General features: G+C 72.7%; 1 protein-coding gene. It reads right to left on the bottom strand.

Annotated elements, in window-relative coordinates:
- Positions 1–41 precede the first annotated feature (41 nt).
- Entirely contained in the window at positions 42–1508 is a 1467-nt protein-coding gene (gene der / locus SSBG_RS24360; protein WP_008748730.1) for a ribosome biogenesis GTPase Der, read from the bottom strand.
- Positions 1509–1578 lie beyond the last annotated feature (70 nt).

Here is a 1578-nt window from a genome sequence, read left to right as displayed (position 1 = left end):
CCCGCCCCGCGCGGCAGCGCTTTCCCCACCGGGGGGGCACCTCACTTCTTGCGCCCGCGCTTCTCGCGCACCCGCACCGAGATCTGCACCGGCGTGCCCTCGAAGCCGAACTCCTCGCGCAGCCGCCGCTCGATGAAGCGCCGGTAGCCCGCCTCGATGAAGCCGGAGGCGAAGAGCACGAAGCGCGGCGGCTTCGTCCCCGCCTGCGTGCCGAAGAGGATGCGCGGCTGCTTGCCGCCCCGCACGGGGTGCGGATGCGCGGCGACCAGCTCGCCGAGGAAGGCGTTCAGGCGCCCCGTCGGCACGCGCGCCTCCCAGCCCGCGAGCGCCGTCTCCAGCGCCGGGACGAGCTTCTCCATGTGCCGCCCGGTGCGCGCCGAGATGTTGACGCGCGGCGCCCAGGCGACCTGCCCCAGCTCGCGCTCGATCTCGCGCTCCAGGTAGTAGCGGCGCTCCTCGTCCAGCGTGTCCCACTTGTTGTACGCGAGGACGAGCGCGCGGCCCGCGTCCACCGCCATCGTGAGGATGCGCTGGTCCTGCACCGAGATGGAGTCGGCCCCGTCGATGAGGACGACGGCGACCTCCGCCTTCTCGACGGCGGCGGCCGTGCGCAGCGAGGCGTAGTAGTCGGCGCCCTGCTGGAGGTGGACCCGCTTGCGGATGCCCGCCGTGTCCACGAACTTCCAGGTCACGCCGCCCAGCTCGATCAGCTCGTCCACCGGGTCGCGCGTCGTGCCGGCCTGCTCGTTGACGACGACGCGGTCCTCGCCCGCGAGCTTGTTGAGCAGCGAGGACTTGCCGACGTTCGGGCGCCCGATGAGGGCGACGCGGCGCGGCCCGCCGGTCCCGGTGCCGCCGAAGGTCTCCTTCGGCGCCTCGGGCAGCGCTTCGAGGACGGCGTCGAGCATGTCGCCCGTACCGCGCCCGTGCAGGGCCGAGACGGGGTGCGGCTCGCCGAGGCCCAGGGACCACAGCATCGCCGCGTCGGCCTCGCCAGAGGGACCGTCGACCTTGTTGGCGCACAGCACGACCGGCTTGCCCGCCTTGCGGAGCAGGCGCACGACGGCCTCGTCCGTGTCGGTCGCGCCGACGGTGGCGTCCACGACGAAGACGACCGCGTCGGACGCCTCGATCGCGTACTCCGCCTGGGCCGCCACGGAGGCGTCGATGCCGAGGACGTCCTGCTCCCAGCCGCCGGTGTCGACCAGCTTGAAGCGGCGTCCCGCCCACTCGGCCTCGTAGGTCACGCGGTCGCGCGTGACACCGGGACGGTCCTCCACGACGGCCTCGCGGCGGCCGATGATGCGGTTCACGAGAGTCGACTTGCCGACATTGGGACGGCCGACGACGGCGAGCCGGGGCAACGGTCCGTGCCCGGCCTCGCCGATGGCGTCCTCGACGTCCTCGACGTCGAAGCCCTCCTCGGCCGCAAGCTCCATGAACCGCTCGTACTCGGCGTCCCCGAGCGCGCCGTGCTCTTCGCCCTCGATGGGGTGGTGGTCGTTCATGAAGTGCGTACCTCTGTCGTCTGTCGTCGGGGACCGTTCTCGGTCCCCGGTCAAGTGTCGCTCAGCGCGG

This window comes from Streptomyces sp. SPB074, assembly GCF_000154905.1.
GTDB lineage: Bacteria > Actinomycetota > Actinomycetes > Streptomycetales > Streptomycetaceae > Streptomyces.
Note: the sequence above shows the minus strand (reverse complement) of the source record. Positions and strands in the feature narration are given on the sequence as shown.